At 55.5% G+C, this 26,490-nt stretch carries 23 protein-coding genes; 9 read left to right on the top strand and 14 right to left on the bottom strand.

The annotated features are described in order from the left end of the window. Positions 1 to 244: 244 nt before the first annotated feature. Entirely contained in the window at positions 245 to 1,651 is a 1,407-nt protein-coding gene (locus tag AC4LF3_RS21910; protein ID WP_491836733.1) for an APC family permease, read from the top strand. An 83-nt stretch (positions 1,652 to 1,734) separates the two neighbouring features. Here AC4LF3_RS21910 and AC4LF3_RS21905 read toward each other — a convergent pair whose 3' ends face one another. The 6 genes from AC4LF3_RS21905 to AC4LF3_RS21880 all read right to left on the bottom strand — a co-directional run bounded on the left by AC4LF3_RS21905 (position 1,735) and on the right by AC4LF3_RS21880 (position 7,739). Next, positions 1,735 to 2,196: a nuclear transport factor 2 family protein gene (locus AC4LF3_RS21905; protein ID WP_074828481.1), complete on the bottom strand. Its 462-nt coding sequence runs from the start codon at positions 2,194 to 2,196 to the stop codon at positions 1,735 to 1,737. A gap of 90 nt (positions 2,197 to 2,286) precedes the next feature. Beyond that, positions 2,287 to 3,516 (bottom strand): multidrug effflux MFS transporter, encoded by a 1,230-nt coding sequence (locus AC4LF3_RS21900; protein ID WP_125888879.1) that lies wholly within the window; start codon positions 3,514 to 3,516, stop codon positions 2,287 to 2,289. Then, positions 3,513 to 4,121 carry a TetR/AcrR family transcriptional regulator gene (locus AC4LF3_RS21895; RefSeq protein WP_491836732.1) on the bottom strand — a complete coding sequence of 203 codons (609 nt, stop codon included), beginning with the start codon at positions 4,119 to 4,121 and terminating at the stop codon, positions 3,513 to 3,515. The genes AC4LF3_RS21900 and AC4LF3_RS21895 overlap by 4 nt, the downstream gene beginning before the upstream one ends. A gap of 305 nt (positions 4,122 to 4,426) precedes the next feature. Next, a complete protein-coding gene (locus tag AC4LF3_RS21890; protein WP_491836731.1) occupies positions 4,427 to 4,624 on the bottom strand; it encodes a hypothetical protein in 198 nt (65 codons plus the stop codon). Positions 4,625 to 4,827: 203 nt separating this feature from the next. After that, positions 4,828 to 6,534, bottom strand: coding sequence for a putative bifunctional diguanylate cyclase/phosphodiesterase (locus AC4LF3_RS21885; protein WP_286786747.1), 1,707 nt, complete (start codon positions 6,532 to 6,534; stop codon positions 4,828 to 4,830). A 287-nt stretch (positions 6,535 to 6,821) separates the two neighbouring features. After that, on the bottom strand, positions 6,822 to 7,739 hold the full coding sequence (locus AC4LF3_RS21880) for a LysR substrate-binding domain-containing protein (protein ID WP_491836730.1): 918 nt from the start codon (positions 7,737 to 7,739) through the stop codon (positions 6,822 to 6,824). A gap of 98 nt (positions 7,740 to 7,837) precedes the next feature. Between AC4LF3_RS21880 and AC4LF3_RS21875 the strand changes: the two genes are divergently transcribed. Continuing rightward, positions 7,838 to 9,043, top strand: coding sequence for an MFS transporter (locus AC4LF3_RS21875; protein WP_125888876.1), 1,206 nt, complete (start codon positions 7,838 to 7,840; stop codon positions 9,041 to 9,043). A 12-nt stretch (positions 9,044 to 9,055) separates the two neighbouring features. Beyond that, a complete protein-coding gene (locus AC4LF3_RS21870) occupies positions 9,056 to 9,847 on the top strand; it encodes an LLM class flavin-dependent oxidoreductase (RefSeq protein WP_491836729.1) in 792 nt (263 codons plus the stop codon). A gap of 171 nt (positions 9,848 to 10,018) precedes the next feature. Here the strand turns inward: AC4LF3_RS21870 and mrdA are convergent, their stop codons facing one another. Beyond that, a complete protein-coding gene (mrdA, locus tag AC4LF3_RS21865; protein ID WP_376748348.1) occupies positions 10,019 to 11,866 on the bottom strand; it encodes a penicillin-binding protein 2 in 1,848 nt (615 codons plus the stop codon). 306 nt (positions 11,867 to 12,172) lie between these two features. Here mrdA and AC4LF3_RS21860 point away from each other — a divergent pair, with 306 nt between their 5' ends. Continuing rightward, positions 12,173 to 13,111 (top strand): L,D-transpeptidase family protein, encoded by a 939-nt coding sequence (locus tag AC4LF3_RS21860; protein ID WP_491836728.1) that lies wholly within the window; start codon positions 12,173 to 12,175, stop codon positions 13,109 to 13,111. 451 nt (positions 13,112 to 13,562) lie between these two features. Beyond that, entirely contained in the window at positions 13,563 to 13,772 is a 210-nt protein-coding gene (locus tag AC4LF3_RS21855; protein WP_312270683.1) for a hypothetical protein, read from the top strand. Positions 13,773 to 13,950: 178 nt separating this feature from the next. On the opposite strand, the gene AC4LF3_RS21850 is transcribed toward AC4LF3_RS21855, so the two are convergent. Continuing rightward, entirely contained in the window at positions 13,951 to 14,274 is a 324-nt protein-coding gene (locus AC4LF3_RS21850; protein ID WP_010798896.1) for a DUF6482 family protein, read from the bottom strand. Between the two features lie 337 nt (positions 14,275 to 14,611). On the opposite strand from AC4LF3_RS21850, the gene hemB reads away from it, so the two are divergent. Continuing rightward, a complete protein-coding gene (gene hemB / locus AC4LF3_RS21845) occupies positions 14,612 to 15,586 on the top strand; it encodes a porphobilinogen synthase (RefSeq protein ID WP_491836727.1) in 975 nt (324 codons plus the stop codon). A gap of 47 nt (positions 15,587 to 15,633) precedes the next feature. On the opposite strand, the gene AC4LF3_RS21840 is transcribed toward hemB, so the two are convergent. Genes AC4LF3_RS21840 through AC4LF3_RS21825 form a run of 4 tightly spaced genes read right to left on the bottom strand, consistent with a single transcriptional unit; the run spans position 15,634 to position 19,371 of the window. Next, positions 15,634 to 16,401, bottom strand: coding sequence for a heme ABC transporter ATP-binding protein (locus tag AC4LF3_RS21840; RefSeq protein ID WP_491836726.1), 768 nt, complete (start codon positions 16,399 to 16,401; stop codon positions 15,634 to 15,636). Continuing rightward, positions 16,401 to 17,378 carry a FecCD family ABC transporter permease gene (locus AC4LF3_RS21835; RefSeq protein WP_312270769.1) on the bottom strand — a complete coding sequence of 326 codons (978 nt, stop codon included), beginning with the start codon at positions 17,376 to 17,378 and terminating at the stop codon, positions 16,401 to 16,403. Before AC4LF3_RS21835 ends, AC4LF3_RS21840 begins: the two co-directional genes overlap by 1 nt. A 50-nt stretch (positions 17,379 to 17,428) precedes the next feature. Continuing rightward, positions 17,429 to 18,343 carry a heme/hemin ABC transporter substrate-binding protein gene (locus AC4LF3_RS21830; RefSeq protein WP_434136459.1) on the bottom strand — a complete coding sequence of 305 codons (915 nt, stop codon included), beginning with the start codon at positions 18,341 to 18,343 and terminating at the stop codon, positions 17,429 to 17,431. Next, a complete protein-coding gene (locus AC4LF3_RS21825) occupies positions 18,313 to 19,371 on the bottom strand; it encodes a hemin-degrading factor (protein ID WP_010798901.1) in 1,059 nt (352 codons plus the stop codon). Before AC4LF3_RS21825 ends, AC4LF3_RS21830 begins: the two co-directional genes overlap by 31 nt. A 183-nt stretch (positions 19,372 to 19,554) precedes the next feature. Here AC4LF3_RS21825 and AC4LF3_RS21820 point away from each other — a divergent pair, with 183 nt between their 5' ends. After that, complete coding sequence (locus tag AC4LF3_RS21820) at positions 19,555 to 21,768, top strand: TonB-dependent hemoglobin/transferrin/lactoferrin family receptor (protein WP_491836725.1); 2,214 nt, start codon at positions 19,555 to 19,557, stop codon at positions 21,766 to 21,768. Between the two features lie 163 nt (positions 21,769 to 21,931). After that, positions 21,932 to 22,144 carry a hypothetical protein gene (locus tag AC4LF3_RS21815; protein ID WP_010798903.1) on the top strand — a complete coding sequence of 71 codons (213 nt, stop codon included), beginning with the start codon at positions 21,932 to 21,934 and terminating at the stop codon, positions 22,142 to 22,144. 43 nt (positions 22,145 to 22,187) lie between these two features. Here AC4LF3_RS21815 and AC4LF3_RS21810 read toward each other — a convergent pair whose 3' ends face one another. Next, positions 22,188 to 24,446 carry a xanthine dehydrogenase family protein molybdopterin-binding subunit gene (locus AC4LF3_RS21810; protein WP_491836724.1) on the bottom strand — a complete coding sequence of 753 codons (2,259 nt, stop codon included), beginning with the start codon at positions 24,444 to 24,446 and terminating at the stop codon, positions 22,188 to 22,190. A gap of 188 nt (positions 24,447 to 24,634) precedes the next feature. Between AC4LF3_RS21810 and AC4LF3_RS21805 the strand changes: the two genes are divergently transcribed. Further along, entirely contained in the window at positions 24,635 to 25,408 is a 774-nt protein-coding gene (locus tag AC4LF3_RS21805) for an SDR family NAD(P)-dependent oxidoreductase (protein ID WP_010798905.1), read from the top strand. Between the two features lie 117 nt (positions 25,409 to 25,525). Here AC4LF3_RS21805 and AC4LF3_RS21800 read toward each other — a convergent pair whose 3' ends face one another. Continuing rightward, entirely contained in the window at positions 25,526 to 26,443 is a 918-nt protein-coding gene (locus AC4LF3_RS21800; RefSeq protein WP_491836723.1) for an alpha/beta hydrolase, read from the bottom strand. Positions 26,444 to 26,490 lie beyond the last annotated feature (47 nt).

Below are 26,490 nucleotides of genomic sequence, written 5' to 3'. Positions count from 1 at the left end.
ATCTCCCAGGCCATTTTCAGATTGTTGCCCGTGCGCGCTCACCATCGATTCGCTGAAGGCGTAGTAATGGCTCATGGCCGTGTCAACGGCTGTACGATCAAGCTGACACCCTCATGCAAAAAGGGCGGCATCCAGAGACAAGTAATCCTGGCGGCTGCGCCTCACAGTAGCAGGCATCTGTAGGCACATCGTCCTGCAGCGCAGAAGTTAATGCTCAACGCCATGATGCGGAGAGGGTGACACTATGAATTCGAAAAGTGCTTCAGTGCTTGCGAACGCCAATGTTTCTATCGGAACAACAGTACCCATAAGGAAAAAGCTGGGGTTTCTCACCATGATGTCGATCTGCGTCGGTGTGGTCATCGTGCAGGGTTCGATGATTTCAGCGACGCAGGGGATTGGCCTGGGCGGGATGGGGTTCATTGCCGCCATGATCATGGCATTTACGCTTGCGCTATTCAATGCCATGACGTTCTCCGAATTGTCCCTGATGTATCCTCAGGCGGGGACGTTAGCTACGTACACGCAAAAGGCGATTGGTCATTTTCCCGCTATCGTGGCGGTATTTGCTGGTTATGTCGTGGTCGCAATGCTGGCACTGCCTGTGGAGATGTTTCTGGTAGATGCTATTGTCGGTCAATTGCTGCCTGGCCTGTTTCCGCCCAAGGTAGTGCCTATCGCCATTCTGATCATTCTGACGATTACCAATCTGGTGGGGGCCGATGTGTTTGCTCGGGTGCAGAACATGCTGGCCTTTATTTTGGTAGGCGCTCTGGTCCTGATTGGCTTGTCTGCCGTAACGGGGTTTGTGGCACCGCACCCAGATATTACGGAAACCGGAGTGGATTGGAGCTTTGTCTCTATCCGGGATGGAAGCTTTCTGGGATTAGTCGCGCTGGCCATGTGGTTGATGGTAGGCGTCGAATTCATCTGTCCCATGATTGCAGAAGTCCATCGACCTGAACGCAATATTCCTCGTGCAATGTTCCTGTCGCTGCTGGTAATGCTGGCGATCTTTCTGACCTTTGCCGTCGGTGCGTCCTACTATCTCGGCGTGGAGACATTGACTACTTCACCGCTGCCTTATCTTGACTATGCGAATGCGGTATTTGGCAAGGCAGGTCTGCTGATTGCGACAGTCATGGCTTGTGCCGCAACGTGCAGTACCATCAACACGGTTCTTGCCGCGGTTGCACGTATGCTGCAGGGGATGGCTGAGAACGGCCAGGTTTTTCCGCAGTTCAAGTGTGTGAGCAAGCGCTTTGGAACGCCATGGGTGGCGATTCTTTTTCTCTCTGCAATTGTTTCCCTGCCAGTATTGCTCGGCAGCATTGAATCGCTCATCACCCTGGTCATTGCTGCCTCTACCAGTTGGTTGCTGGCTTACATGGTAGCTCATATCAATGTGATCGTTCTTCGCTGGCGCATGCCTGAGCACGCTCGCCCCTACAAGACACCGTTTTACCCATTGCCTCAATTGCTGGGCATTCTGGGGATGGGCTATGTCGCGCTCCATAATTCACCTTCGCCAGAGATAACCGAGCAGGTCTACAAGATTACCGGCGGTATTCTGCTAGTGGTCAGCCTTGTTGCGGCGTTCTGGGTAAAGGTCTACATGAAGCGCAAGCTGTTCGAGCCTGATCTTTCCTGAGCCAGCGATGTAGAAAAGGGCACGGGTGTGCCCTTTTCATCAAGCAGGCCGTTGATTCTTTCATCAACGGCTATTAACGGTCGCTAGAACATGGTGTTTTCGTTGGCAGCCTGCTCAGGGACATCCTGAATGACATCCCAATGCTCGACGATCTTGCCTTTCTCGACCTTGAATATATCTACCACCGCCTGGCCTCGATCATTCGTCCCGTTAGTGGAATGTACGTGCAGATACACCAGATCCCCTTCGGTAGCGCTGCGTACAACCTTGGCCTTTGAATTGGGATTGTCCTTGAAGAAGCCTGTGAAATAGTCCACAAAAGGTGCCTTCCCATCCGGTACTTCAGGGTTGTGCTGCCGGTAGTTATCAGCAATCACTGTGGCGGCCTCGGCTGTTTCATGACGATTGAAGAACTGATCGTAAAATGTAAGGACCAACGTCCGGTTGGCTTCTTCAGCTGTCAGGTCTCGAGGTGGCTGCGCCAACGCAATGCCACTCATGACCAGACCAAGACCCGCAACACTCAGCTTATACATAATGTTCATGGTGATGTCCTTTTGGATGGAACGCTGTTGCTGCTTCGCCTGATGTCAGGTGAAGCTTGAATAACAAGACCCTTTGCTTGCCATGCGACTTCAGTGCGAAGAGGCTTCTTCCATGGCATGACCAGAGCGTATAGATGCGCACAAGACCAGCGCCAGTGCACCGCAGATCCCTATGGTTGCTGGAAGCGAAGTTATGCCGGCGGCTGCAAAACTCACCACATAACCCACACCGGCAGACATGAGATAGTGCATGACGCCCATCAGTGCAGAGGCAATGCCGGCTTGCTTACCTGCATCGGCCATGGTCAGTGCGGTAAGGTTGCCAAATACCAGACCCAGCGCACCGATTGCGAGTGCGAGCAGACTGCCATAGATCTCTAGCGTTGCATGCCCTGCCTGAGCCAGTAAAAACAGCCCGGCTCCTGCCAGCGCATGTAATCCCATACCAGCCAGTGCAATCGCTCGGGCGCTCCATCCACGTTTGAGCAGGCTGTTGCTAATCAGGCCTCCTATGACCAGCGCTATTGAGTTGGCGGCAAATAAATAGCTGAACTGGATTGGGGAAAGGGTGAAATGTTGGGTAAAGATAAAGGCTGATGCACTGATGTACGTAAACAGCGAGCCGAGGATGAATCCTCCAGCCAAGGTATAGACCATGAAAACGGGCCGGCGCATCTGCCGAACGTAAGCAGACATGATTTGGCCAACATTCAGCGGCGCACGTTGAGCTTTGGGCTGAGAGTCGGGTAGAACCGCAAGGCTCCATACAAACCCGGCGAGACCAAGGCCGCATAGGCACCAGAAAATAAGTCGCCAGCTACCGTGCTCAAGAAAGAACCCACCCAAGAGGGGCGCGGTGATTGGAGCGATCATCATCACCTGCATCAGCAGTGAGAAAATGCGTGCGGATTCCTTCACGGTGCAAAGGTCGGCGACGATGGCTCGTGGCGTCACCAGACCAGCCGCTGCGCCCAAGGCCTGCAGAAAACGTGCAGCCATGAGCCACTCTATCGAAGGGGCCAGCGCGGCAAGGGCAGAGCCGGCAACAAATATACCGACACCGATCAGTAAGGGGGTACGTCGGCCAAAGCTGTCGAGCAGCGGACCATAAACGCCCTGACCAACCGCCAGGCCTGCCAGGAAGATGGAGAGTGTTTGTTGAATACGACCCTCTGAGACCTGCAAATCCATTGCCATAGCGGGCATCCCAGGAAGATACATGTCGATAGCCATCGCATCCAGGGCAGTGACCAGCGCGAGCAGGAGCACCAGCGCTAGGCCAATCGTGTTGGCGTCTCGTGTAGCTGATATCCGGCTCATGCCACTGCCCCCGACTTGATTGCAGTTGCCAAGGCGTTCGATAGCATGCGCTCCAGTGCCGTGAGTCGTACGGCTGCATGGGCAGTATCGGTATAGACCAGCTTGACCTGAAGGCTATCGACTATTCCGATATACGCGTGGCTATAGAGCCGAACATCTTCATCTGCCAAAGTGTCTGGGGTGTCGGTCCAGGCTCTCAGGCGACCCGTAAAGGCTTCGTGTAATTGTGCGAGATAAGTCTCATGGCCGCTGTAGATAGGCACTGCCAAAACGGCTGGCGGCATATAGCCTGCACGTAACAGAAACTTAAGGTAATCGGACTCATCGTAGCGCGCGATCAGGTTGGTGCAATAGGTGAGTCCGGGTAGGGTCTTGGATTCTTCCGATACAAAACACTGGTGCGCTATGTCCTGCTCCATGCGTAATGCCTCTGCAAAGATCTGCATATACAGATCGTCCTTGCTATCGAAGTGCGCGTACAGAGAGGCTTTACGAATACCGACCGCTTCAGCGATGTCGGCAAGAGACGAGGCGTCATAACCGCGGTGGGCAAAGTGAGTGACGGCTGCTGAAACAATGCGGTCAGCAGCGGGAGAGCGATTCATAACTGGAGCCTTTAAGAGGGACATTACTGGTTGTTCAAGCCATCATAATACCTACCTACCTACCGGCCGGTAGGTAAAGAGGCGATTATTTCTGTATGTGTGCCCATCAAAAAGGTAACCGGATAAAGGCGTGAGCAGGTATTACGTCAAACAGGGGCAGGATTGCAGTATTAAAACTAGTCTTTAAAAGCATTCCTATGTTATCCGCTTGTCGTCCTCGGCCTAGACGCCTGCAGCTAACGACACGTTGAAGCACTATAGTCGCTGGCTGGCTCCAACGTATCCTTCTGGTCTCAGTACCAACTTCAGCAGCTTTTCTTCTGCGGGTCAGCCTGCTTGACGGATGCGGTAGCGGACGCTTCTGCTTTTTCCTTCTGCATTAGGATGGCTTGCTGATTCTTGGTCAGTAGTTTGTCCTGCATCAGGGATGATTCTTCAGCGGAGGCACCTTGAGCAGCGAGAAGGAGCGTGGTGGTGACAAGGGCAGCTTTCATAATGGTCATTGCGGTGACTCGTTTGGGTTGATGTGTCCATTATGCAATGCTTTGAATTGGGAAATAATTAGGCTGCTAGTGAATGGATTATTTCGATTTTTAAAACTATAAGGCCGATATCGCAACTGCGTGTGCCATGCTGCTCTGATGAAGGTGTCATAGAGGTGAAACACATTCCGATACGCTGGCTGCTGTAAAAGCGTACGGTCTGTTTATGGACTCAAATCTTGCTGGCTCTCACCTTCCCAGGAAGGCGATCGGGAATAATGTTCGACCCATTTCAAGACCTGATCGGCAGGCATGGGCCGGGCGATGCCATATCCCTGGGCCAGCTGGCATCCTATCTCAAGCAGCATTTTGCCTTGAGAGCGCGTCTCGACACCCTCGGCCAGTACCTCTCGGTCAAAGGCCTTGGACAGACCGATAATGGCTTCGGAAAGGGCCAGGTCTTCCTTGTCAGTCAAAATGTCGCGCACGAACGATTGATCAATTTTAATGGTCTGGGCGGGCAAGCGCTTGAGGTAGCTCAGGGAGGAGTAGCCCGTCCCAAAGTCATCCAGTGAGAATGTCACACCCATGGCTTGGCAGGCCATCAGGCAATGCGTGACATGCTCCATGTTCTCGATCGCAGTCGACTCGACGATCTCGATGTCCAGCAGGTTTGGTGAGACCTCCGGATGCCGGTCCAGAATCGTCCGCAGGCGCTCGACAAAGTTGGGTTTCTGAAAGTGCCGGGCAGCGATATTGACACTCACCGGCCAGCTATGACCCAGGAGACTCCACTGCTTGATTTGACGCAGGGCTTGATCGATGACCCATTCACCAATCTCCACGATGAGGTCATTGCGTTCGACGAAAGGCAGGAATTGAAGCGGAGGAACCAATCCCTCATAGGGGCTCTGCCAGCGCAGCAGGGCTTCGAATCCGATAACCTTGCCGGTCTGCAGGTTGACCTTAGGTTGGTAATACAAGCGCAGTTCCTGTCTCATCAGGGCCTGCTCCAGACGTGCCAGCATCAGGGAGGCTGCCCGTGCTTCGTTGTTGGTTGGCACGTCAAAAATTTGAAAGCGGTTTCGTCCGTCTTGCTTGGCCTGATACATGGCCTGGTCGGCATGGCGCAAAAGCGTATCTGGATCCTCGTTATCATTGGGGTAGATAGTAACGCCGATGCTGCCAGCAATCTCCAGACTCTGGCCATCAATCTCATAGGGCTGAGAAAGCGTCTCGAGTAGGCGGCGCAGGCTGATGGGGAGTGTTTGCAGTTGGATGTCGTTGAGGATCAGGACAAACTCGTCGCCCCCCATTCGGGCCAACGTATCCTCCTCACGGAGCGTTTCGTGCAATCGATTGGCCACTTCTACCAGCAGGCGATCCCCGATGGCATGCCCGTAGGTATCATTGATGATTTTGAACCCATCCAGATCAAGCATGCCCAGCGCGAGTAGGCGGTGATGGCGGCGAGCTGAGGAAATAGCCATGCCCAGGCGTTCATGCAGCAATGCCCGATTAGGCAGGCCAGTTAACACGTCATGGGACGCCCGCCACTGCAGTGCTTGAAGCAGCTCCTGATGCTCGGTCACATCGAAGCGGATTGAGATGTATTTGACAACTTCCTGGGTTTCGTCGTCCGTAATCGGCACGATGGTGCTGTTTACCCAGTACAGGGAGCCATCCTTGCGGCGATTGCAGATCTCTCCCTTCCAGATCTCACCCCGCGTGATGGTGGCCCAGATGCTATCGTAGAACTCCTGCGGATGCTGGCCCGAGTTCAGAATACGATGGTTGGAGCCTAGAAGCTCCTCTTTGCTGTAACCCGACACGGCACAGAACTGATCGTTGACGTAGGTAATGGTCCCGTCTGGATCGGTTTCGGAAAAAATGGCAGCCGCGTCTACCGCAGTCCTGTATTTATCGGTCATGTTAGATAGCAACTACCGCAAAGAATGATATTCAAGCAGCTTGATCTATCGAAGCGCTTCCCGCCTACCGAAGCCAGGACTAGAGATTGGAGTACGATCCGGGCTTACAGCGACGTTAGCACTGCCTCGGCGGTTTGTGCCCGCTGCAAGCACACCGTTGATCCGATAATCGCTGTTCTAGGTCGGGCATGGCGGAAGTGCCTGGCTCTATAACATGTGGGACCAGAAGAACACGATTAGTGTTCTTGGTTATGGGTGCTGCTTTGCCAGCTGGAGTTAGAGCCTTTCTAAGGCGGCGTGCCCACCTGAGCCCAAGGCTCCTGGCCCAGCGCAGCGGTCACGTAATCCAGAAAGCATGTGATGCGGGAGGCGAGGGCGGTGTTGCGATAATAAACCGCATGAATCGGTTGTCGCACCTCGACCGTTTCCCGGGTGAGCAGCTCTATCAGCTCACCGGAGACTCGGTCGCGCTGCGTCATGAAGTCGGACAGGCAAGCGATCCCTACGCCTTGCAAGGCCATATGACGGAGCGTCTCGCCGCTGGAGGCCTTGAGCGCAGGGTTAACAGAGAGGCTGTCTCCCAGTGGGTGACGCAGGGGCCACTGATTTAGATTTTCGGGTTGGGTAAAGCCGAGCAGCTGGTGATGATCCAGCTCGTCAACGGAATGAGGCTGGCCGTTCGCTTTCAAGTAAATTGGGCTGGCCAGTACCCGTAACCGGCTGCTGCCAAGCGGTCGAGCATGTAGAGTTGAGTCCTTCAACGTACCAATCCGGATGGCGATGTCCGTACGGTGTTCGATCAGGTCGATGATTTGGTCACTGCTGTGCAGCTCCAGTTCGATTTCGGGATAACGCTTGTGAAACCCTTCTACAAGCGGGACCAGTGCATGCAGCATGAAGGGCGAGGCGGCATTCACGCGCAAACGTCCCGCCGGGCGTTGCCGCCGTATGGCCATCTGCTCTTCGGTTTCTTCAACGGCCGCGAGAATCCTGCGCGCCTGAATCAGCAACGTCTCGCCTTCCTCTGTCAACTCAAGCCGGCGGGTCGTCCGCCTGAGCAGGGTGACGTCGAGCTTTTCCTCGAGTCGGCTGAGAGCCCGGCTGACACCAGAGGCCGTTTGGTCCAAATGGTCGGCGGCTGCGGTAATGGAACCGGTATCCACTACGGTGGTAAACGCAAGTAACTCATCGAGGGTCGTTTTCATTAGTGAATTTTAATCAAAAATAATATGCTTGAAACCCTATTTTTAGGCATGAATAAGACGCGCAGACTGGCTTCATCTACTTCAACGGAGTCTTTTTCATGCCTATTGCCTTGTTGGCGCTAACGCTTAGCGCCTTTGCCATTGGGACCACTGAATTTGTCATTGTCGGTCTTATTCCTACCATTGCGGCTGATCTACAGGTTACGTTGCCATCAGCGGGTCTGCTGGTCAGTCTGTATGCTTTGGGTGTTGCGGTAGGGGCACCTGTATTGACTGCGCTGACCGGCCGGGTTCCACGTAAGTTTCTCCTGCTGGCGCTGATGGTGTTATTCACGCTAGGTAACCTTCTGGCGTGGCGGGCACCTGGATATGAGTCGCTGATTCTGGCTCGTATCGTGACTGGCCTGGCCCACGGGGTGTTCTTCTCCATCGGATCGACCATCGCGACTAGTCTGGTGCCAAAGGAAAAAGCGGCAAGTGCCATTGCCATCATGTTTACCGGCCTTACGGTTGCGCTGGTGACAGGTGTCCCGCTGGGCACATTCATTGGGCAGCATGTGGGCTGGCGAGAAACATTTCTGGCTGTTTCGGCATTGGGAATAATGGCTTTTATTGGGAGCCTGATGTTTGTTCCTTCAGACATCAAGCACAGCAAGCCTGCGTCTTTGCTGCAGCAACTGCAGGTACTGAAAGCCCCTCGGCTACTGCTGGTATATGCCATGACTGCAGTGGGTTACGGTGGCTCCTTTATTGCCTTTACGTTCCTGGCGCCGATACTGCAAGACATCACCGGGCTTGGTGCGAATGCGGTCAGCCTGGTATTGCTGATATACGGTATCTCGGTGGCTATCGGTAATATCTGGGGCGGTAAGCTGGCCGATAAACGTGGTCCTATCCGTGCGCTGATGATTATCTTTGCACTGTTGGCTGCGGTGTTGTTCGTATTGACCTTTACTGCAAGCCATATCTGGTTGGCATTGGCAACCGTACTGGTCTGGGGAGCGGTGGCGTTTGGCAACGTGCCGGGTCTGCAGGTATATGTTGTCCAGCAGGCGGAGCAGCATACGCCGCAGGCGGTGGATGTGGCCTCCGGTCTTAACATTGCCGCGTTCAACCTAGGCATTGCCGGGGGCGCTTGGTTGGGTGGGCATATCGTTGCGCAGGTCGGGCTTATTCATACGGCCTGGATCGGCGGGCTGGTGGTCTTGGTTGCATTGGGGCTGACCCTACTCAGTGGCCGATTGGATCAGCGTAACTCGAGTGCAGCGATGCCATCCCGCACTACACTCACGCCAAGTCACTGATAGGAGTCTTGTATGTCGTCTGCATTGAGAGCATTGACTGCTGAAGGCTTCAGCATTGGGATCGAGCTTCCTCTGGATAATGACTGGACGGCAGCGGGTGGGCTGGCACGGCAGCACTCCGGCCGCCTACCCGGCGAGCCTGACCTTGAGGCGCATGCTGAACTGGCAAGGCTGGCGGATCGGCTAGGATACCGGGCCCTGTGGATACGCGATGTGCCGCTATACGATCCGGAGTTTGGCGATGCCGCCCAGGTATTCGAGGCGTTTAGTTATTTGGGTTATCTGGCCGGTATTACGGAGCGCATTCTGCTTGGTACGGCCGCCATTGTATTGCCGCTGCGTGAGCCGATGCTGACCATGAAGTCCGCCGCAACCATTCACCAACTGAGCAAGGGACGACTGCTATTAGGTGTCGCCAGCGGCGACAGGCCAGTGGAGTATCCGGTGTTTGGCAAAAGCTATGACAGCCGCAGCCATGCGTTTCGAACCCAGATCGGTATGTTCCGCGATTGGGGCGCGACCAAACTGCCTGCGGGTATACGGTTGCTGCCCCGTCCGGCAGAGCCGTTACCGCTGTTAGTCGCCGGTATGGCCCAGCAGCGGCCAGACTGGATCGGTGAGCAGATGGATGGCTTGCTGGCTTATCCTGGAACACCTGTTGAGCATGTACAGCGCAGCGCACTCTGGCGCAGCGTTGCCGGTGACAAGCCATACATAAGCTTTATCCATCTGGACCTGTGGCGGACCCGAACGCCTCCCTGGTGCGACATCGCTTCGGTATTGCGGCGGGGCGTCGGGAGCTGATCAAAGAGCTTGAGGCCATGAAGGCGGCCGGTGTGCAGCATATCGGCCTGCATTTCCGGCGTAATCAGCGTCCTGTAGCCCAGACGATGGAGGAGATTGCAGAGTACGTTCTGCCGGTTTTTCACGCTAAATAAGAAAACCGGGCCGTAAACCGGCCCGGTCACTCCAGATTTAGCCGTGAACATCCGAGGAGTTTTTGGGGCTGTGCGCGTACTGCTCCTTCAGATGACCGTCTGCATTGAGAAGCCAGGCGTCCATGACCTCCCGCACCACAGGGCCTGCTACACGGCCTCCCGCCTCACCGTTCTCGATCATGACCGCCACCACGATCTTCGGATCTTCTGCCGGGGCAAACCCTACAAACAGCGCATTGTCACGGTTACGTTCCTTGACTTTGGTGCGGTCGTACCGTTCACCCTGCCGTATGGCGACCACCTGCGCCGTACCACTCTTGCCGGCGATACGGTACTGCGCCCCCTGAGCAGCCTGTCGTGCGATGCCTCGAGGGGCATGCATCACCATCTGCATGCCTTCGTTCACGGCATCCCACTCGCGCGGGTCATGCAGCTTGATGTTGGGCATCGGGTTTGGGTCCTGTATCGGCGAGTCACCTATGAGCTTGGCCAGGTGAGGTCGATGCCATACGCCTTTGCTGGCAATCAGCGATGTAGCCTGGGCGAGCTGAAGCGGTGTGACCTGCATATAGCCCTGGCCAATTCCCAGGATAAGCGTCTCACCGGGATACCACATCTGCCGGCGTGTGGCGCGCTTCCATTCCCGGGACGGCATCAGGCCGGTCGCCTCGCTATCCATGTCGATGGACACACGCTGTCCTAATCCAAAGTGCGACAGATAGTCGTGCAGGTTATCGATACCCAGACGATGGGCCACCTCATAAAAGTAGGTGTCGTTGGAGCGCATGATGGCGGCATCCAGATCCACCCAGCCATCGCCATTACGGTTCCAGTTCCGATATTTGTGATCGTAATTGGGCAACTCGTAATAACCGGGATCGAAGATGCGCGTGGCCGGTGTGATCACGCCGGTATCCAGCCCTGCGATGGCGACTTCCGGCTTGATGGTCGAGCCGGGAGCATAAAGTCCGCGCAGCACCCGGTTGTAGAGAGGACGGTCGATGGAGTCCCGCAGCTGGGCATAATCCTTGAAGCTGATGCCTTTGACGAACAGGTTGGGGTCGAAGCTGGGCTTGCTCACCATGGCAAGAACCTCGCCTGTGTTCGGGTCGAGGGCCACGATGGCGCCTCGGCGATCACCCAGGGCGTGTTCAGCGGCCTTTTGCAGGTTGATATCCAGACTCAGCGTGATGTCTTTGCCCGGTATCGGATTGGTGCGGCTCAAGGTACGCAGGATGCGACCACGGGCATTGGTTTCGACCTCTTCGTAGCCAACCTGCCCGTGCAGTTCGTCTTCATAGAAGTGTTCTACACCCGTCTTGCCGATGATATCGGTGCCGCTGTAATTGGTCTCGTCGAGTTTCTTCTGCTCTGCATCATTGATGCGCCCGACATAACCAACTACATGAGCAAAGTCATCACCGTAGGGGTAATGGCGAATGAAGTGCGCTTCGACATCCGTACCGGGCAGCATGAACTGATTGACGGCCAGCTTGGCAATCTGCTCCTCCGACAGATCGGAAATCAGCGTGATGGGCTGGTAGGGACGATGAACCTGATGCACAACGTGCTCGAAATCCTCCAGGTCTTCCTCAGAAAGATCCAGCGTCTTGATGACGTTATGCAGGACCTCATCCAACTTTCCGGCACGCTCTTTGGTCAGGGTGAGGTCAAAGCTTGGCTTGTTGTCCGCGATCACGACACCGTTGCGATCATAGATCAAGCCCCGAGCCGGTGGGATAGGAAGAACATGAACACGGTTATTTTCCGATAGGGTCGTGTTGTAGCCATAGGTGATGACCTGCAGGTAATACATTCGGCCCATCAGGACGAGAAACAGAAAGAACGTGATTACCGAAAAAACGAAGACGCGGCGGTTTGCCATCTTGGCGTTGCGCTCGTGATCCTGAAGCGGAATTTTTGAGAACATGAATAAACGCTGAGCTAAAGAATTAAGACCGGCCAGCCACAGAGTGAGAAGATGAAGGCGTACTGGCGTAATAACTGCCCTAGTGTACCGGCGAAACGGCTTTGCGAGCCGATTAATGAAATGACAGGGGTTCAAATGATGCACCTGGATGGGCTTAGTAGAAGAGCGTCAAGTAATGTTTGTTTACCAAGTGTGTCTTAAGTCGTGCCGGCTCAATCTAATAGTCATCTCATTGATCGAGTACTATCGAAGGATCTTCCTATGTGGACACGTGCCTTGTCTGTGGTCGGGATGACGTGGGCGGTCAGCCTGTTTTCAAGTCCGCTTATGGCGCTTGAGTTTCCTCTGCCTCCACCGGGTGAAGACATCATCGGGCAGGTTCAGGTGATCGAGGCCAAGTACGAAGACACGTTCGCTGAACTGGATGACACCTATGATCTGGGCTACAACGCAATGGTTGCTGCCAACCCGGGCGTCGATGCCTGGCTGCCAGGGGCAGGTACCAAGATTGTACTGCCTACCCGTTTCATTCTGCCGCCGGGGCCTCGTGAAGGCATCGTAATAAACCTGGCGGAGTATCGTCTTTACTATTTCCCCAAAGATGGTCATACGGTCTTTACTTATCCTATCGGTATCGGCCGCGAGGGATGGGGATCGCCCGTAACCACAACGAAGATCACCGGCAAGATCAAGGACTCGAGCTGGTATCCGCCCGCATCCATTCGCGCGGAACACGCAGCGGAGGGCGACATCCTGCCTACGGTTGTACCGCCCGGGCCGGACAACCCGCTGGGGCCCTACAAGCTGACCCTGGGCCTGCCGGGCTATCTCATCCATGGTTCCAATCAGAAATTTGGGATTGGCATGCAGGTCAGCCATGGGTGCATTCACTTGCTCAACAAGGACGTAACGGAACTGGTAGGCATGGTTCCTGTAGGAACTCCAGTGCGCTTCATCAATGAGCCCTATGAGTTTGGTGTCAGCGGCGGAAAGCTCTATATCCAAGCCCACCAGCCGTTATCGACAAAAACAGGGCAGCCAGCGGTGATCGATCAGAAAACTGCCTTGGTCAATGCGCTCATTCAGCGTACGGATCTGGGGCCGAACGCCCAAGTGGACTGGACCAGAATCGATGAGGCTGTAAAAGCCTTGAGCGGCGTGCCGGTTGAGATTGCGACGCTAGGCCAGCCTGGTGTATAGACCTCTCAGGTAACAACAGCAACCTCTACTACGTATTAGCAGTAAGCAGTGATAGAGACATCTGGATTGCTAGCGTTAGCAAGGCCTTCCATACCACTCATGCTCGGTTGGGCAATCGATCCGGTTATGGTCTACCCACTGCGGGAGCTGCTTACACAGTGCCCGCAGAAGGAGCTTTGAAACTGGCTGGGTCTGACAGCCGGCACTGCTCTGAACCGTAACTTCTCTTGAATGAAGCACTACGCAGCTCATGCTTAATGGCATGTTGAGCTTGCCATGCCGTGAGGGGCAATCCTACTCAAAGATTTCTCTATGGTTTAAGCACTGTATCCCTTGCCTCACGTCAATGTATCCGTTCGTAAAGGTCACGTAAACGTTGCTTAATAGCAAAGTGCTATGGTTAGAATCAGCGTGTCTTAATTCAGTGAAGTTGTGAAATTAAGGAGCGCAGATGTCCACGGAAAGCGCCAGCGGAGCGGTTGGTGATGTGTTGGAAAAGACGGGTGATATGGAGCGTGCGGACTATCTGGTCTTTGCACGAAAGCTCCATGATGCTGCCGTAGACGCTGCCAGAACGCAGCTATATCAACTTGATGATGCAGACGCCTGTACACGAGAGCTGCATGAGTTGTATGAGCGCTTTCGCAAGCAATATCTGTAATGTATGAACCTGACAGACGAGGCGTCTTGGTTAGAACTTCTGCATTGCAGCCAGAAGAGTATTTAACCCTATACGTGTATTTAAGAGGGTGATGCTAAGGCCGTAAAGAACTGTTTAGCTGATGGTGTCCGTCGCTAGGATGGAACGACAGAGCCTGAATACATCAGGCTCAGCAGTCCTAGTTGTTTCTTTGGCCCATGGAGTTGCCATGCAGGGGAATGGGCTGCTTGGAAGCCTGGGGCGTGCTGTCTTGCCCGACCATCTCTTCGTAGACTGCAGGCTGAACCAGGAATAGCTGAACGTCTCCCTTCAGATTGACCAGTGTTTTTCGGCCTTCTTCGACCGAGGCGATATGCAGCGTTTCACCGTGATCGTTCACAACGGGATGGGATTCATTATTCATTAACGCATGTATGACGAAAGAGCCGCCCTCCATGGAAACGAAATGGATTTCCTTAACATCTCCGTCCTTCACATGCTTGGTCAATTCTGCCACTTTCATGAAGGTTCTCCAGTGCTGGGGTTGTTGTTCAAATAAGCGTTTCGCTATCGTTCTTTGAAACGTGGTGGGTGGGCGAGTTCAATAGAGGAACGTCCGTCTTGTGATATCTGCACGGCCTTGTGGTGCCTATCATCTACCTTGCTACGATGAAAACGATGCGCGGCAACATGACGCGCTGAAGGGGCGACATAAAACGTCTGTTCAGTAGTATGCTAATGAAATGACGATCCGCTGAGTCCTTCGGCTCGACTTTCAGAATCCTTCCTATTGCCGTGGCCATCCCTCCGCTCGTCAGACGTCGAATCTGCTACAGATTTTGTTTATTGCGAGGTTTCAAGTGCCCAGTTCTTTCCCTCTTTCTCGCCCACGCCGTCTTCGCCGGTCCGATCAGCTTCGCTCGATGTTTCAGGAAACTGAGCTGAGCCTCAATGATCTAGTACTGCCGATCTTCGTCGAGGAAGAAATCGATGATTTCGTTCCGATCAAAGCCATGCCGGGTGTCATGCGTATCCCCGAATCCAGGCTGGCCAGCGAAATCGAGCGTTATGCTCGCGCTGGTATCAAGTCGGTCATGACCTTTGGCGTGTCTCATCACCTGTCTCATGATGGAAGCGATACATGGCATGAGGACGGTCTGGTTTCACGTATGACACGCATCTGCAAGGACGCGGTACCGGAAATGATCGTCATGTCCGATACCTGTTTCTGCGAGTACACCACCCATGGTCATTGTGGCATCGTTCATGATGACCACATAGATAACGATGCCACGCTGATCAACCTGGGCAAGCAAGCAGTTGCTGCGGCTCAGGCCGGTGCAGACTTCATTGCGCCGTCGGCAGCCATGGATGGACAGGTGCACGCGATTCGCAGCGCTTTGGATGAGGCAGGCTTTATCAATACCTCGATCATGTCCTACTCCACCAAATTTGCGTCGGCAATGTATGGCCCGTTCCGCGAGGCCGGTGGTAGCGCGCTCAAGGGCAATCGCAATGCCTACCAGATGAATCCCATGAACCGCCGTGAAGCGATCCGTGAATCTTTGATGGATGAGCAGGAAGGCGCGGATGCGCTGATGGTGAAGCCTGCTGGCGCCTACCTGGATATCATTCGAGACATTCGTGAGGCCTCCAGGCTACCGCTGGGCGCCTATCAGGTCAGCGGTGAATACGCCATGATCAAGTTTGCGGCCGCCGCCGGGGCGATTGACGAACACCGTGTGGTACGGGAAAGCCTAGGCTCGATCAAGCGTGCCGGTGCCGATCTGATCTTTACCTATTTCGCCATGGATCTGGCCAAAGACGGTATCTAACACTGCGAGTAGCGAGCCGGCACTCCTTTCGCCGGCTCCGCTCAAGGCTACAGATAGATCACTAGCGGATGGCCATGCACTGGATGCTGCTGAATCAGGACGTCCAGGTCGAACACTGCCTTGAGGCGCTCGGGGCATAAGACTTCTTCAGGGTTGCCCAAGCCCTCCATTTGACCATGCTTGAGCAGAAGCAGCCTGTCGCAGTAGCGGGCCGCCAGGTTCATGTCGTGCAGCACGACGGCTACGGCTAACCCTTGATTGGCCATCTGCCTGATCACCTTCAGAATGCTGTGCTGGTGATGGGGGTCGAGGGCTGACGTCGGCTCATCCAGTAAGAGCACCTTGTCAGAGGTGGCAGGCCATAGCTGCGCGAGTATGCGGGCCAAATGGGTTCGCTGGCGCTCCCCGCCGGACAGGGTCGTATAGTGGCGTTGCGCAAGCTCGGTCAGGTCGCAAAGATCAAGTACCGTATCGACGATTCGGGTATCGGTATGGAGGCCTGTTGCATGGGGTAGTCTGCCGAAACCTGCAACTTGTCTTACCGTAAACGCAAAACTTAACGTCGAGGCTTGAGGCAGTACAGCCAGATTAAGAGCCCTCGCCTCGGGCGACCATGCTGTTAGGGGCGTTGCTCCAAGCATGATATCGCCTGAGGTCGGTCGTATGTCTCCACATAACGCGCCAAAGAGTGTGCTTTTCCCCGCGCCGTTGGGACCGATAACTCCCAGGATTTCGCCGCTGCGCAGCTCCAGATCAATGTCACGAATACGCCACCCGGTAGCATGCTGAACGCTTAATTCTGTTGCCTTGAGCATTACATGGCCCGTCGCAACAGCAGGAACAAAAAGAAGGGCGCCCCGATAAAAGCAGTCACGATCCCTATTGGCAATTCGGCGGGCGCCAGCAGCAGGCGTGCAATGATATCGGCTAGAAGCAACAGGCTGGCGCCACCAAACAGTGCGCTGGGTAAGAGTACCCGATGGTCGGGCCCTGCAATCAAGCGGAGCAGGTGTGGCACGACCAGTCCTACGAAGCCGATCAGGCCTGCTGCTGCGACTGCGGCACCTACACCCAAGGCAGTACACAGGATCAGTTCGCCCTTGAGTCGCTCTACATCGATACCCAAGTGTCGTGCCTCGGACTCTCCAAGAAGCAACGCATTCAGGGCGTCGGCACGCCGGGGCAACCATAGCGCTACGGCCAGACCAATCCCCACCAAGGGCCATAGCCGGGCATAGCTGGCACCGTTCAGGCTCCCCAGGTTCCAGGACGTCAACAGGCGCAGCGTGGTGTCGTCAGCCAAATAGGTGAGCAAGCCTATGGCAGCGCCTGCCATGGCCGTTAACGCAATACCTGCCAGGAGCATGGTGGCGACGTGTGCCTGACCGTGCCGGCAACCCAGCCGGTAAACGATGGCAGTAATCACCAGGCCGCCCATGAAGGCAAACAATGACAGCAGATAAGGCTGGAGCCCAATCGGCAGGATGAAGAGGTACTCGCCACCGACAATTGCCAGGGCTGCGCCCAACGCCGCTCCACTGGACACCCCAATCAGGCCAGGGTCTGCAAGGGGATTGCGGAAAAGCCCCTGCATGGCAACGCCCGTCAATGCCAGCACCGCACCAACCATCAGGCCCATCAGGGTGCGAGGCAAACGAATCTGCCCAACTACCAGTAGAGCCTGGTCACTGGCGGTAACAGGTAGACCGGAAAGATGAGCCAGCGCGCGCAACGTTTCGCCCAGGGAGAGGCGAAGCGGCCCCAGCGCCAGTGACAGCCACAGGCTGAGCAGGGTCAAGCCGATCAGCCCTATAAGCAATAACCGAGGCGACGCGCGCAGGCTCATGGTTGTCCGGCTGCCGGCTCTGGAAGATCTTGCAGGTAAAACTGTCCGGCTAGGTGCTCTGCTACTTCCGGCAGACGAGGTCCCAGTCCGCCTACCAGTACGGTGGCATCAATAGGCAGTAGGTGTCCTTCACGCACGGCCTGACTTTGCTCTAGGGCAGGATTCTGCTTTAACAGCGCCTGCGCAGCAGCAGCGCCCTCAAGGCGGCGGTCGGCAATAATGATATACGCCGGGTCAAGCCCAGCCAGCACTTCGCTGGAGAGCGCCTTGTATCCTGGCTGCGTCGCCAGGTTGATACCTCCTGCCTGCTTGATCAGCCAATCGCCGAGTGTACCGGGCCCTGCGATCAACGGCCGATCTCCCGTGCCTCCAATGAGTAGAAGCACGCCAGGGCTGGCGTGATGCGCCTGAGCTGCGTGAATGCGGGATTCCAGGCTGTGCAACGTATCACTGTAGCGGGTAAATTGCCTTTGGGCCTCTTCCGGTTTCCCCAGCCAGGTACCCAGTGCTTCCAGGGTACGGTGCAGGGTGTCCAGACTGGCGTCGGCCGACAAGGTCTCTACTCGCACTCCTGTTCTGCGCAGTTGATCAAGCACGGGAGGCGGCCCCATCTCTTCGCTGCCTACCAGTATGTCTGGCCGCAAAGTAAGAATGCCTTCAGCGCTGAGCTGGCGTTGATAACCTATCCTGGGCAGTGCTTGAAGCGATTCGGGGTGCTGGCTTGTAGTGTCTACGCCAACCAGTCGGGATTGACCGCCCAGTACGGCGATCCATTCAGTCAGCGAGCCGCCTGCACTGACCCAGCGTTGGGGCTGCTCGGCAGATAAAACGACCACGGCGGTAGCCCAGAGCAGAAGTCCGATGGCAAGACGAATCTTTTTCACTGAGCAGACTCCGCCAGGGCTGTCCATTGTGCACGTTCGGGTTGGCCAGGTTTACGTGCGCCAAACATCTGCATGATCAGTTCTCCGTTGTGGTCATACACCTCAAGGCTGGTAATGATGCCGTCCACACTCGGTTTACGCACGCGCCAGAGTGTATGGATACCCGACGTTTGCAGGTGCAGATTGAAGGCACTGTCCAATACATTGAACCAGGTGTCTACCCACTTGAGTGTTGTGAGGGTTCCGGTATGGATCTGAATACAGTGCTGGTTGCCCACAAATATCATGATGGGTAATTGCTGTGCCGCGGCAGCGTTCATGACCTGGGGCAGCGCGTCCACATTCAATGATTCAGCCCACTCCTTGCCCGCCAGTCGTAAGGCCTGGGTTCTGGCGATGCCCAGTCGCTGCAGGAGCGCATGGAAGTGGTGGGTATCCTTTAGCTCCGCCCACCCTGAGCGCAGGGCCTCGATATCAACCTTCTGATCGGAACAGGGCGGTACGCGCGCTTTCAACGGTACCCGTGTCAGTTCGCAGCTTTGCTCAGTTTCCTTAAAGCGTGTCTTCAGCGCTTCCCAGGCATCCTTATGACTGTTCTCAGTCAGATAGACTTTATGAATCGCCATCCCTTGTGCATCAAAGACCTGAAGGCTATGTAACAGGCCGCGCGAAGTCACTTCGTCTACCGCAAACGCAAATGTCCAGCCTGAGAGAAACAGCCGTAAATCGATGTCGGGCGAGACGACCAACCCCATACGACCATTTCCTGATATGGCCAGTTCGCGGTAAGGCCCCTGGCGCTCATGGACGCAGTATTCATTGCGCGTAAGCGCCATGACAGGTCCCAAGTTGGCAAGCTCACCCAGTAGCGCTTTCCATTCAGGACGCAGGCGGATCACATCGTTCCCAATTCGACTGGCTACAAGCTCCGCCTCGCTGACCTTCAGCTGTTGGGCGGCATCACGTGCACGTATAGAGGGTTTTTCCAGGCGCAGACGTTGCCACTCCTTAAAGAGATCGCACGCAACGGCAGGCTCTAACGTAGACAGGCTCATAGGGGATTTCCTTGAAGGTTAGGGTAGAGCGGCATGGCTAGACATCCGTCTAGCGAACCAGTGCGAGTATATTAAAACGATAATCATTTACAATAGAGATGATATTAATTCTCATCTTTGGCTTTACAGATATCGCTCGGATAGTAATGATTATCAAATGCATTAAACAACACCGAGCCCTCTATGAATATGTCTCCGCCGTTTCCGCTTCGCCCGTGGATTGTCCTGTTGTGCCTGACACCTGGCTTTACAGCCGCCGCCGAAAGCGCCAGCGCTCTTCCAGTCACTACCATTACTGCAACCTTTACCGAACAGCCGATTACCGCCGTTCCCACTACCGTCACGGTCAAGGAACAGACGGATATAGACCGGGAAAATATCAATACCATCAGGGATCTGGTGCGGCATGAGCCGGGTGTCAGTGTAGGAGGTACAGGGCACGCAGCTGGCATTAACGGTTTCAATATCCGGGGGATCGACGGCAACCGAGTCTTGACCCAGATTGATGGCGTGACGGTACCGGACGCGTATGCGTTTGGTCCTTATGCCAATACCCGGCGAAATTATGTTGATCCCGACCTTGTCAAGCGGGTAGAGATTCTGCGTGGCCCGGCTTCTGCTCTGTATGGAAGTGATGCCATCGGTGGTGCTGTCAGCTACTTCACGCTTGATCCAGAAGATCTGCTCAGAGAGGGTAGGAACTATGGTGCCCGGTTCAAGACAGGATACAGCTCCGCTGATCGTAGTTGGTTGACCTCCGGTACAGTGGCAGGCCGGACCGGCGATTTCGATGCGCTGGTGCATTATGGCAAGCGCAGTGGGCACGAAACGGAGTCGTATGGGGGCCATCATGGACTCGGTAGCAGCCGTACCGCAGCCAACCCGGAGGATCACGACAGCTACAACGTGCTGGCGAAACTAGGCTATCACTACGGTGACGGCAGCCGTTTGCAATTGACCTATGAGCATTATCGCTCACGTTTGGACGGTGATATCAAAAGTGCACCGACCCGTATTTTCGGCGTACAGACGCGCAGTTATCTGGGACGTAATGTCGTTGATGTAGAGGAACGAGAGCGCTTCAGTCTGGAAAACGCACTGAGCCTGACTACCGGCTTCGCTGATCGTTGGACCACGTTGCTCAGCTACCAAAACGGTGGGACGGATCAGCGCACTTACCAGCCCAATAGCAGCGCCAGCTATTACCGTAAGACCACGTATGAAGAGCATACTTGGGCATTCGATAACAAACTCGACAAGCATTTCGCCATGGGCGAGAGCGAGCATCTGGTAACTTATGGACTGCGTTATGAGCACCAGGAGGTCAACGGCTTGCGGACAGGGACATCCAACCGTGGTGTGGCTAATCTTTATGCCAGCGATTTTCCATCGCCTGCGGTGGACACCTGGGGAACGTTTGTTCAGGCCCAGATCGATATAGGGGCCTGGACCTTTCTGCCAGCGTTACGCTATGACCATACGACGCTGAAGCCGGATGCCAATACAGCCTATCTCGCCGGGTTGGCCAGCGGTACGGCTTTCGATGATAGCGAAAAGAGCTGGCACCACGTTTCACCAAAACTAGGCGTGACCTATCGCTTCAATGATCATTACAGTGCCTTCGGCCAGTACGCCGAGGGCTTCCGCACACCAACACCCAAAGCGTTATATGGCAACTTCACCAATGAAAGCGCAGGTTACCAAGTGGTGGGCAATACCGACCTTGATCCGGAAACCAGCCGTGGCGTTGAGTTGGGGTTTAGAGGACACTTCGATCAGGGCAATTTCAGTGTCGCGGTGTTCTATAACAAATATCGCGATTTTATTGAAGAGGATGCCTTGGGCGGAGGGGGCAGTTATGCTGTTTTCCAGTCCAGCAATATCAGTCATGCCACGATCAAAGGCGCCGAAGCCAAAGGGCATCTGGAACTGGACACCGTTGGCCTGCCTGAGGGCGCCTACAGCGAAGGCACCATCGCCTACGCCTGGGGCCGCAACGATGACACTGGTCAGCCGCTCAATAGCGTGAGTCCGCTGACAGGGGTCTTCAGCCTCGGATACGACGATCGTGCAGGTCAATATGGCGGTCGTCTCGACTGGACACTGGTACAACGCAAGAAGCGTGTCGATGACGCGCGCTATCACGCTGCCGACGGTAGTACGCAGTTTCGCACGCCGGGGTTTGGCGTACTGGATCTTACGGCTTACTACAAGCTCACCCGCGATCTCACGGTCAACGCTGGACTCTACAACCTCACCGACAGGAAATACTGGCTGTGGGATGACCTACGAGGTTATGACACAACCGGAGAGGGAGGAATGCTGGCGCCAGCCAATATCGAACGCCTGAGTCAACCTGGCCGCAATGTATCGATGAATATTGTCTGGGAAATTTGAGCATTTGGGGTAAGGGGCGTCAGTCAAAACAGGAGCTGACCGCCTCTACCTTCGAATTGGAGGCGGGTCTACAAATATCTTTGGACATAGGTCTCACTTTAGGGAAAAATCCGCTCGCCTTGTTGCTTATGGCCTCGAAGTCCACTTTGGTGAGGAAGTCATTATGCGTTACTACGTTATTATCTGGCTGGGTATCGCCGCCTGCTTTGCCTTTATGCAAGCGGATCATGCGCTTCCTGCCGTTCTAAGTCTCATGGCCAGCTGGTTGGTTGCCTTGTTCCTCAAGCCAGCGCCGACACGAGTGCGTGGATTCTCTCCCGTGATTGATACGACGCCCCCTCGTGCGGTTGCTGATACGCCGGCAGGGCAAGTCTGAGCGCCTATGACAAGCCTGACAGTGTTATCGGCTGGTAGCTTGTTTACAGAATAAGCCGCTTATCCAAGGTTAGGGGTAAGGTTCGAATCCGCTGTCCCGTTGCATGGAAAATGGCGTTGGCGACAGCAGCGGCTACGCCAACGACAGCAATCTCGCCAAGACCCTTGATGCCAAGGGGATGGCCGCGGCGGTCATCTTCTTCAATCATGATGATATCCAGATCCGGCACATCTGCCTGAGTGGGAATCAAAGCCTCGGAGAGGTCTGCATTCATCCAGCGGCCGTTGTGCCGGTCAAGACGCGTCTCTTCCATCAATGCCTGTCCCAGCCCCCATACCATTCCGCCCAAGAGCTGACTATGGGCAAGGGTTGGATTCACGATGCGACCACAGCCAAAGGCGCCTACCAGACGCTCAACCCTGAGAGTACCCAGTTGCGGATCTACCAGCACTTTGACGAATTGTGCGCCAAATGCAGCGCGTCCTACCTCGGGTGGATTGATCTGATCTGCGGTACCGGCCTCGGCTTCAAGGTAATCCAGTTGGTGACGCGTCAGTAACGATACGAATGACTCCTGGCGACCTGTCTGTGAAACAAGGCCGCTTTCCTGGAGCTTCAGTTCTGCCGGGTTTGTCATATGAAGCGGCGAGGCGGGATCTGTACTGGCCAGCGTACCCAGCTTCAGGCGCAACGCATCGGCTGCGGCGTGAAGCGCTGCGCCAAGACTCAGGGTTGTCGACGAGCTGGCCGTCAATGAGCTGTAGGGCAGTCGTGTGTCTCCCCATTCCAGTGTGACACTGCCCAACGGCAGCCCCAGCGCTTCGGCGGCAAGTTGTGACAGGGCCGTGGCGCTGCCCTGACCGATCTCATGGGTTGACGAGGAGGCGACCGCTGTTCCGTCTGCCCTTATCCGCATACGGGCGCAAGCGGCCATCTGCGCGACATGGTAAATGGACGTCGCCATGCCGTAGCCGACCTTGAATCGGCCCTCCTGCTGTGCACCCAGACGAGGATCGCGTGATTGCCAGCCAATACGTTCAGCCGCCGCCTGATAGCAGTCCTTGAGGGATTTGCTTGACCATTCATGACCGCTCTGCGGTTCCTGGTCAGCATAATTACGTAGGCGGGCCTCCAGAGGATCGATACCCTGCTGATAAGCCCATTCATCCATAGCGCTTTCGATCGCGAACTGGCTTACCGCCACGCCAGGCGCACGCATCCAGCTGGGGGCATTAACGTCGAGCCGCGCGGTTTTATGCTGCGTGCGCAGATGCTTAGAGGCGTAGAGCTTGGGCGTCATTTCGCCAACGGGCTCGATGAAGTTAGATGTAGTGGAGTTCTGGATCAAGGCGTCCTGCATCAGTACCTGTAATCGGCCATCCTTCCCGCCGCCCAGACGGACCCGCTGCCGCGTGGCCCCGCGATAGGGCATCATGGAAAAGGTCTGGCGTCGTGTCAGGGCAAGCTTGACGGGTCGCCCGGTCCGCTTTGCCGCCATGGCCGCCAAGAGCGGGTGAACATTACCCTTTTTGCCTCCAAAGGCGCCACCCACGAAGGGCACGATTATCCGGACCTTGTCGCGTAATGCCTCTTCAGGTGAGCCGGTTTTCATGACCTCCATGAAATCCTTTTGCAGGCCCATGTCAAAGGCCTGAGCCAAGCCATATGCATCGCCATAGGAATATTGCGTGCCAAGGTACAGTGTCAGTCGCCCATGGCTATCCCACGCAGCGATTGCGGCGCCAGGCTCCAGGGCGTTGTGATGGTGAGAAGCCGTCTCGTAGACCTGCTCGAATGTCTGCTCGGCCATTGCAAAGGCGGTATCCGGATCGCCTCGCTCCGTTGTGCCAGGCTCTCCGACCCCCACCATTTGTGGCCGTTCGGCCTTTTGTTCATCCAAAACCAGTAAGGGCGGCTGCTCGGGGGCTGCATAACGTATTGTTACACAGGCAGCGGCGCGCTGTGCCTGCTCAGCAGTGTCAGCGATCACCAGCGCAACAGGCTGCCCGTTGTAATGCAGCCGGCTATCCTGGAGCGGCTGAAAACGCGTCAGCTCTCCACCTGGCAGGGTATGAACGGGTTTGAGTCTTGGCGCGTCCAGGTGCGTCATCACACAGTGCACCCCTTCCAGTGCAAGCGCGGCGGCCGTATCGATAGCCTCAATGCGTCCTGTTGCTTGCGTACTTTGAACCACGGCTGCATGAGCCAGTGGTCCGTCTACCGGCCCATGGGCAAGATCCGCCGTGTAGCAGGCCTTGCCGGTGACTTTGTCATACGCTTCGAGACGGTGGGGCGCTTTCATTGCAGAAACCTCATAACAGAAGCCAGCCTCTCTCTAATGGGGACACCATGGTCAAAATGGCGGTTCCAGTAGGTGCCTTGTTCCTTTGCCTGACGAGTGGGGCAGTAGAGGTGGGATACACACGGTCCATCGTAATAGCCGTGAGGGTATGGCCCTCATACATCTCAACCCACCCATAAGGAGACGATATGAGCAAGCTGGCAGGTAAAATCGCAGTTATAACCGGTGCTGATTCGGGTATGGGAAAGGCCATGGCAGCCGTGTTCGCGCGGGAAGGTGCTCATGTGGCGATCACGTATCACTCCGATCAGCAGGGTGCTCAGGACACCCTCGAGCAAGTCCGCAACGCAGGGGGCCGCGGTCTGGTAAGGCAAGTGGATGTCAGAGACGAACACAGTGTGTCGGCCCTGTTCAAGGCAGTGGACGAGGAGCTGGGGACACCCGATATTCTGGTTAATAACGCCGGTACGGGCAAAAGCAAACCCATTACCGAACTGACTACTGAGGAATTCGATCTGGTGATCAAAACCGATTTATACGGGCCGTTTTTCTGTGCCCGTGAGTTCATCCGGCGCCGCCAGCAGGTCGGTGGGCAGGGAAAGATCCTCAATATCACGTCTGTTCATGACTCAATCCCCAGCCCCAACAATGTGCCTTATGGCGCTGCCAAAGGTGGGCTTCTTACCATGACGCGCAGCCTTGCGCTGGAACTTGCGCCGCTCAAGATCAATGTGAACGCTATTGCGCCAGGGCTTATCCGAACCCCGATGACAGAGGCTCGAGTCGACGATCCCCAGAAGCGCGAGGAAGAGCTGCCCAATATTCCCTGGAAGCGTCCCGGCTATCCTGAGGAGATTGCCGAGCTGGCGCTATATCTGGTCAGCCCTGAGTCCGACTACGTCACCGGTCAGAACTTTACGATTGATGGCGGGCTGGAAATGAATTGGGGGCAGGGTGCTTAGTGGCGTACTTGGTGTTGGAATACCTACGGATCTGGTTGGCGATGCTGTACCAACCAGATCTGGTGTTATCTTGAAGACGCAAACCCTAGCCTCATACCTATTAGCTAGCGCCTTTCGTCAGTTACAAGCATTACCTGCTGAATAATGCGTCAGTGTCCAGCTCAGCGATCGGTTGAACATCGCGCCATGGCCTAGCCCCTCAAACTCACGGTATTGACCGCTCACCCCCGGGGTCTGAACCAGCCGCATAGTAAGTGCTTCTGCTGTGGAAGTGGTTACCCGAGATGCCGATTCCGCCGGCAGCCTGGACGGATAGGCGGGTTCGTCTTTACCACGCAAGACAAAGAGGCATACAGAGGTATCTGCGAGGCGTTTGTCAAAGCCGGCTTCTTCTTGCAAGAGCTGGCCGTTACCCCACCACAGCGAAGGACTGGCCGCATAGTAGGACCGGAAGTTGCCGGGACGCGTTAACAGGGCATGCAGTACCAAGAGCCCACCATACGAATGGCCCCAGATCGCTTTATGGTTGGCGTCAAGCATGACCCGCTTTGCCAGTTCAGGCGCCAGCGTAAGGTCCAGCCAGTCTAGAAAATGGTCAGCTCCGCCAGTTGGCGAGCCGGTCAGGCTATCGTGGGTCGGTCCAAGCGCCTGGGTAGGCAGAGTAAAATCGTAGCTTCGCGTGTCCGGGTCGAATCGCAGAGGCGTGTCGTGTCCAATAATCACCAGAACAGGCGAACTACCTTCTGCCAGTTGCTTCAAGTTATCCTCGCTCAATGCTCCGAGGGCAGCATTACCGTCCAGCAGAAACAGGGACGGATAGCCGGACGCGGGAACAGGCCGATGCGGCGTAGCGATCCAGATATGGTAGCCGCGCTTTCCATCCTGACTTCGTAGGTGGAAGTCGCTGAATCCGTAGGGAAGGCTAGACTGCGACAGGATATGGCTGTCCATGGGTTCTTCAAGATTAGGCCGGGCCAGTGAGGGCAGGCTGACAAGGCATGCCAGCACCGCCGCCAGTATGATTGGGATACGCATAAGGTCAATCCTGGCCCCGCTGCGGAGCTATTACGCGGCGGGGCTGA

The organism is Pseudomonas sp. C2.3V (genome assembly GCF_058536325.1).
Note: the sequence above shows the minus strand (reverse complement) of the source record. Positions and strands in the feature narration are given on the sequence as shown.